Here is a 6,479-nt window from a genome sequence, read left to right as displayed (position 1 = left end):
AAATTCGAATTACTGAGGTTTTTTTCCTATGCACTAAATCGTAATAGAGGAAAAATCCTCAACTGATAAAGTAGTACTTGACTAATCGTAGGAAAAGAGGCTGGGAAAAAGGTAAAAAACAACCTTTTTCCCAGCCTCTTGAAAACAGCCAGCCTATTTCTCCGTGATGTTTTCACGTTTTGGCACATGATTGAGGACATGGGCGGAAAGGAGAATAAAAGCTAGCGCCAGCAATACATAAATAGCAAAACTGCCAATCTGATAAGTCGTGCCGATAACGGCGAAAATCATCAGTACAAAGCTCAGCAGGATATACATAGCGACACCTCCATTAAGTCTGCTTTCTAAGTTATATTCTCGATTATCAGGAAATTGAAACATGAATTGCTGTTGCTAGGCGTGAACGTAAGAAATGGTGTTGCTTTTTTAAAAGTCATTGGTTACGTCAACGAAAATAGCGTCATTATTTCGTCACACTAAAGAACATTTTCATGTTACAATATGGAAATTGATAATTGTTAGATTTTATGATATCACGCACTGGATTACGAAAGAAAAAGTGCGGGTATGAAATAAGGGGAGATCGAGATGAACATTAAGAACAATGCTCTGGCTGGGAGTAAGCATGTTTCATTACGCACATGGTTATTTCTTGCTGCCGTCATTATTGCTGCTTTTAATTTGCGCTCGGCTATTACATCGGTTGGACCGTTAATTGGCTGGATCCGTGCTGATACGGGAATGTCGAATACGGCCATCGGGCTTTTGACAACATTGCCATTACTGGCGTTTGGCGTCTTTTCAATTGTCGCCCCGAAAATGGGAAGAAGGCTCGGAAATGAAACGGTTGTTTTTCTGGCTTTGGTCGTCTTAACAGCTGGAATTTTGCTTCGTTCTACAGGGTACTTGTCGGCTTTATTTGTCGGGACGGCGATGATCGGTCTCGGGATCGCGATTTGTAATGTGCTGATCCTGGCAATTGTGAAAGAAAAATATCCAGAAAAAATGGGCGTCATGACAGGTCTGTTTACAACTTCGATGTCGCTGATGGCCGCTCTCGCTTCCGGCTTGAGTATTCCGCTTGCAGAGACTTTCGGGCTCGGCTGGCAAAAGGCATTAGCTGTTTGGGCGCTTTTATCAGGAGCGGGCATGCTGATTTGGCTGCCGCAATTGCGCGTTCAGCACAAGCCAAAGACGTTACCGGTATTTGAAGCGAACAGCTCGCTCTTCCGTTCACCATTAGCCTGGCAAGTCACGATCTTCATGGGCTTTCAGTCGGCGATTTTTTATTGCCTGATTGCCTGGCTGCCGGAAATTCTCGTCAGCCGTGGAGTTGATGTGCCGACAGCGGGCTGGTTGCTAACGGTGATGCAGATTGCCGGCTTGCCGGCGACGCTCGTCGTTCCGATCCTGGCAGTACGGCTAAAGAGCCAGCGGCCGATTGTGCTGGCGATTGTTACGCTTTATCTTGTCGGCTTTATCGGTCTGTACAGCGGAGGAAGCGTTGCTTCGCTTACCCTTTTTAACATCCTGCTTGGATTAGGGCAGGGCGCAGGGATCAGTTTGGCCCTTACGTTATTCGGCTTGCGGACATCCAATGGCGTAGAGGCGGCTAATTTGTCGGGGATGGCTCAATCCGGAGGCTATTTTTTAGCGGCGATCGGCCCGATGTTCATGGGGTATTTGTTTGATCACTTTCATTCCTGGACACCGGCGATTTTCCTCTTGATCGGATGTAGTCTCGTCATGATCGTGACAGGGATGTATGCCGCCCAGGATCGTGTTCTTTTTCAAAAGCAGGTAAGCTAGGCTATACTGGAGACAAAAGGAGGGGGAAAATGGATAAACGTGTTGTCATTGTAACAGGAGCGGCTCAAGGGATCGGCGCAGCCGTTTCCCGGGCGTTCGCCAAAAGCGGAGCCATCGTCATCCTGGCCGACGTCGAATTAGATAGAGCGAGGGAAGTGGTTGCCGGTATCCGAAAGCAGAATGGTGAAGCTCATCCGATCCGCTGTGATGTCAGGAGCGAAGAGCAAATTATCGAGCTTGTCAGCCACGTTCAGCAACAATTTGGCAGAATCGATGTTCTGATTAACAATGCGGGCAAATCGCAATGGTGCTCTCCTTTTGATCTTAGCGCATCTGCATGGGATGATATTCTCGCGACGAATGTAAGAAGCGTCTTTCTTTTTTCAAGAGAGGCTGCGAAAGTGATGCGCAAGCAGAAAAAAGGGGCGATCATTAATATCGCTTCGACCCGTGCTGTAATGTCTGAACCGCATTCGGAAGCGTATGCCGCTTCAAAGGGCGGAATTGTCGCGCTGACGCATGCGTTGGCCGCCTCCTTTCAAGAAGAAGGAATCCGGGTGAATGCGATCAGTCCAGGCTGGATTCATACTGGAAAGCGGGAAGAGCTGCGCGAGCAGGATCACGCCCAGCATTTTTCCAAGCGCGTCGGCGAACCTGACGATATCGCCCGAGCTTGTCTGTTTCTCGCAGACGACGACAATTCCTTTATTAACGGAGAGAACATCACGATCGACGGAGGCATGACCCGCAAAATGATTTATGAACAGTAGAAGAGACTGGGACAAAGGTTGTTTTTTTACCTTTTTCCCAGCCTCTCTAAGCAATGAGCGGAACCGCCACGATCTTTTAAAGCCCGTTGTGAGTGGGTTTCTCACAACGGGCTTGTGGCGTGTGAAGCCATTGCATGGCACATCCCCGAAATGGTGAGTGAAATCCGCACATGGTTTTTAAAGCAGGCGCATGCTTTCATATTGCTTCGAGCTTAGAGAAAAGGGTAGCTTTCCCTTTTCTCTAAGCTCTTTTCTTATGCCGCTTTTTTCAGCGGGTCTTCGGCTGTGGCCGCTGTGCGTGTGGCGAAGGCGCAGTAGATGAAGAATACGGCGACTAGCATATAGCCAACGGCGAAATCGCCTGCCGCATTGAATGCGAGAGCCGGAGCGTGCATGAAGCCGACAAATGACAGCAGTGCGGCGATAAGGGCGAAAATCGTCGCCTGACGGAACTGGCGATCAATGATTGCGACCGTCATCGCTCCGAGCAGGATCGCCGTGAACATTGCCCCTTGACCGAGTGGTACAATTCCTTCTGAAATACCGGCTACCACTTCTCCGGCGGCATTATTAAAGCGGGTCATCACATAGTTGGCGAGATAAGGAAGCATCGCCAACGCAACGGCCGGGTAATATTTCTTTTCATTGGATACAAAAGCTGTACCGATCATTGACATTCCGACAAATACGAGGATCGGCGCAACAGCGGCCAATGGAATAATCGCAGCCAGTGCAGCAATCACACCACTCATGGCCGCGAGCGCAAAGACGATCGCATTTAAAATGCTGTAGCCCCGGCCGGCTCCCATTTCCTTTGAGCCGACTGTAGCGATGTACACCGTAGTCGGAAACAAGCCGCCAAAAATCGCCCCAATCATCGTCCCAATGCCATCAACCGCCTGGCATTCGCGGATGTCGTAGGAGTCTCCGGCAGCAGCCATCGCATCGACATTGTTCATCGTCTCAATCGCATTATAAAGAGTAATCGGAATCAGCACGGCCAAAATCCCGATTAGAGCGCCGAACAGGTAGCTCATTCCTTCAAATGGTGCAAGCGAAGGAATGAGTGGGTAGAAGCCGATGTTTGCCAACCCTTCTCTAATTTGTTCAGGCGATTGAAAACCGAGCGCGAAAGCAAGCACTGTACCGGCGAGGACGGCAAAGAGAGAAGCCGGAATGCGAAACGGCATCGCGATTTTACCGACAATACCAACAAGAATGATCGCAAGTGACACAAGACCGACAACCGGGATGGAGAAGGTGTTAAATAGCATTTCCCCGGCGACAAACGTCAGCGCTACCCCGGCGATCGCACCGAGCAGGGCGGCGCGGGGCAGACGTGCGCGAATCCAGTTGCCGCTGAAGCTGACAAGAGCTTCAACGAGACCGCTTAAAAAGGCGGCGGCGACAGCGATTTTCCAGGCGAGCTCGTGATCACCGGTCAAGGCGTGGGCCGGGACGAGGACGCCAAATAAAAAGACAAACATGACAGGGGTGCTGATCCCGTAGGAAAGGGCGGTGACATCCGTCCGGCCTTCCTTTTGAGCGAGGCGTTTCGCCATATACGCATAATAAAGATTGCCGACAATGACAGCAACGGCCGCTCCGGGAATCACTTTTCCAAAAACAATACTTGCCGGAAAGCCAAGCCCGAGCATCGTCACGGCAATGACGACAAAATTAGCGAGGTTGTTTTGAAATAAGGCAAAAAAAGCATCTGTATCTTCTTTTTTATATAATGGATAATGAATTTCTTTCGTAGACATCTGCATTCTCTCCTTAGTTGGTAGACGTTGTAGTCAGACGATCCTCAATGAAGCGGACTTGACCGTCGGATAAGGCGGCAATTCTGGCTAATGATTCGATGCGATAGCCCTGCTCTTCAAGGAGCTGCCGTCCATTCTGGAATGATTTTTCAATGACAATGCCGACTCCGCTGACGCTGGCTCCGGCCTGCTCAACAATCTCAATCAGACCTTTGGCAGCTTGTCCATTGGCAAGAAAATCGTCGATGATCAATACGCGGTCTCCAGCTTGAAGAAAATCTTTCGAGACAGTGATGTCATTCGTTTCCTGTTTCGTAAACGAATACACTTGACTGACATAAACATGATCATTCATCGTCAGGGACTTCTTTTTCCGGGCGAAAATAAGCGGGCTTTCCAAATAATGAGCCGCCATAAAGCTTGGGGCAATACCGGATGACTCAATCGTCAACACTTTTGTGATTTGCTCATCGGCGAAGCGTTTTGCAAACTCGGTGCCGATCGCTGCCATCAGCTCGACATCGACTTGATGGTTTAGAAAACTGTCAACCTTCAGAACGTGATCAGAAAGCACATTACCGCGCTCCTGGATCGCTTTCTTTAATGCTTCCATTCTGTAATCTCTCCCTTTTCTCCCTTTTTGTTCAATCAAAAAAAGCCCGAACATCAAGCTCTCTCTCGCTGAGTGAGAACTTGACATCCGGACTTTTTACGTACGGTGTACAAATTATCACTCGTAGTCAGGCCATTTACGGCAGCCCGGTAGAAACTTGTGGACCATATCTCCACGATTATACGAGTTTAATTGGCTGATTGTTTGTATATAGGGGATAGTATAGAACAAAACAAAAGATAATAAAAGGTTTTTTTCGAAAAAAACGAATGTTAGCCTATATTTCTGAAAATTCATTCGCCCATTGCCGTTGGAAAGCAAAAAAGCAGGGGCTCCTGCTTTAACATTTTCCAGCGGAGCCCCCCATCGGTTTTTCTTACTTACAATAAGAAGCACCGATAATAACCAACAAAATAAACAAGACTACGATTAACGCAAAGCCGCCACCGCAGCCATAACCGCCACCGCCGTAGCCAGCACCGGCAACCGGTCCATATCCATATCCGCCATCATATCCGCCGCCGTAACCTCCGCAGCCGCAGCCTGATCCGCCGAAGAATCCCATGTTTATCCACCGCCTTTCATCATAAGATAGTATAGACTATGCATCGGGGCAGGGGACGGTCTCATCAAATGCGGAAATTAGCTGTACATCTTTATCCAGGCATGGATCATAAAGAAGGATTTTGAACGTTTCGGTACAGTTCTGCCGTCATTACTGATATTTCAGGAAACAATTGAGATATCTCCCTTGAAAAAAGGAACAAAGTTGTTTGATAATGAAACACGTAGGGTAAAGTAACAAGAAAGAATCTAACTGAGGGAATACTCGAGAGAGGTGACGAAAAACGATGTTAAAAAAATTATTCGGGCTTGATAAAAAAGAGGCTTCCCCAATTCAACCTAAGGAAGAGATGGTTCACGCTCCTTTAACGGGAAAGCTTGTTCCTATAGAAGATGTACCGGATCCGACGTTTTCTCAGAAAATGATGGGAGACGGGTTTGCGATTGATCCGGCTGACGGAACCGTGCTTGCTCCGGTTTCAGGTGAGATTGTTCAGGTTTTTCCAACGAAGCATGCGGTCGGAATTAAGACGGCAGGCGGAGCAGAAGTGCTGATCCATATCGGCCTTGAAACCGTTACGATGGATGGAGAAGGCTTCAAAGCCCACGTGAAAGAGGGCGATCAGGTTCGAGTCGGCGACTTGCTGGTCGAGTTTGATCTCAATCTTGTGAAAGAAAAAGCGGCCAGTGCCTTAACGCCTGTGATCATCACCAATCAAGATCAATTGGATAGCGTGATCAAAGAGCCAGCTACAGACACAGTGGCAGGGGAAACCCTGCTGCTGACGATCCGGCATTCTAAGTAAGGAGACACGTCCGGTCTTCTGCGAGGGTTTCGAAAAGCAGTTGCTTTCGAAGCCCTCTTTTTAGTGCGCCACGCATGGCGCGTAGCTAGGCGGTGAAAGTCCGCTATGGGGGCTGGCAGTTGCCAACCATTAGCCAAGAGCAAGGGTGTCC

7 protein-coding genes and 1 riboswitch are annotated in these 6,479 nt (G+C 48.6%); of the genes, 3 read left to right on the top strand and 4 right to left on the bottom strand.

Going from position 1 to position 6,479, the window contains the following annotated elements:
• Positions 1 to 153: 153 nt before the first annotated feature.
• On the bottom strand, positions 154 to 318 hold the full coding sequence (locus ABMB67_RS23175) for a hypothetical protein (RefSeq protein WP_251223630.1): 165 nt from the start codon (positions 316 to 318) through the stop codon (positions 154 to 156).
• Between the two features lie 291 nt (positions 319 to 609).
• Between ABMB67_RS23175 and ABMB67_RS23170 the strand changes: the two genes are divergently transcribed.
• Entirely contained in the window at positions 610 to 1,809 is a 1,200-nt protein-coding gene (locus ABMB67_RS23170; RefSeq protein ID WP_251223706.1) for a CynX/NimT family MFS transporter, read from the top strand.
• A gap of 29 nt (positions 1,810 to 1,838) precedes the next feature.
• Positions 1,839 to 2,579, top strand: a complete 741-nt coding sequence (locus ABMB67_RS23165; protein WP_251223629.1) for an SDR family NAD(P)-dependent oxidoreductase — start codon at positions 1,839 to 1,841, stop codon at positions 2,577 to 2,579.
• A 254-nt stretch (positions 2,580 to 2,833) separates the two neighbouring features.
• On the opposite strand, the gene ABMB67_RS23160 is transcribed toward ABMB67_RS23165, so the two are convergent.
• From ABMB67_RS23160 to ABMB67_RS23150, 3 genes are all read right to left on the bottom strand, one after another.
• On the bottom strand, positions 2,834 to 4,345 hold the full coding sequence (locus ABMB67_RS23160; protein WP_354573456.1) for an NCS2 family permease: 1,512 nt from the start codon (positions 4,343 to 4,345) through the stop codon (positions 2,834 to 2,836).
• Between the two features lie 13 nt (positions 4,346 to 4,358).
• Positions 4,359 to 4,958, bottom strand: coding sequence for a xanthine phosphoribosyltransferase (locus ABMB67_RS23155; protein WP_354573455.1), 600 nt, complete (start codon positions 4,956 to 4,958; stop codon positions 4,359 to 4,361).
• A gap of 104 nt (positions 4,959 to 5,062) precedes the next feature.
• A riboswitch (purine riboswitch) is annotated at positions 5,063 to 5,164 on the bottom strand.
• Positions 5,165 to 5,334: 170 nt separating this feature from the next.
• Positions 5,335 to 5,523: a YjcZ family sporulation protein gene (locus tag ABMB67_RS23150; RefSeq protein ID WP_354573454.1), complete on the bottom strand. Its 189-nt coding sequence runs from the start codon at positions 5,521 to 5,523 to the stop codon at positions 5,335 to 5,337.
• 286 nt (positions 5,524 to 5,809) lie between these two features.
• Between ABMB67_RS23150 and ABMB67_RS23145 the strand changes: the two genes are divergently transcribed.
• The gene (locus tag ABMB67_RS23145; protein WP_354573453.1) at positions 5,810 to 6,328 is read left to right on the top strand and encodes a PTS sugar transporter subunit IIA; all 519 of its coding nucleotides are present in this window, start codon (positions 5,810 to 5,812) and stop codon (positions 6,326 to 6,328) included.
• The last annotated feature ends 151 nt before the right edge of the window (positions 6,329 to 6,479 follow it).

The sequence above is a fragment of the Halalkalibacter oceani genome (assembly GCF_040544555.1).
Taxonomy (GTDB): domain Bacteria; phylum Bacillota; class Bacilli; order Bacillales; family Bacillaceae_D; genus Halalkalibacter; species Halalkalibacter oceani.
This window is presented reverse-complemented; position numbering and strand designations above follow the sequence as displayed.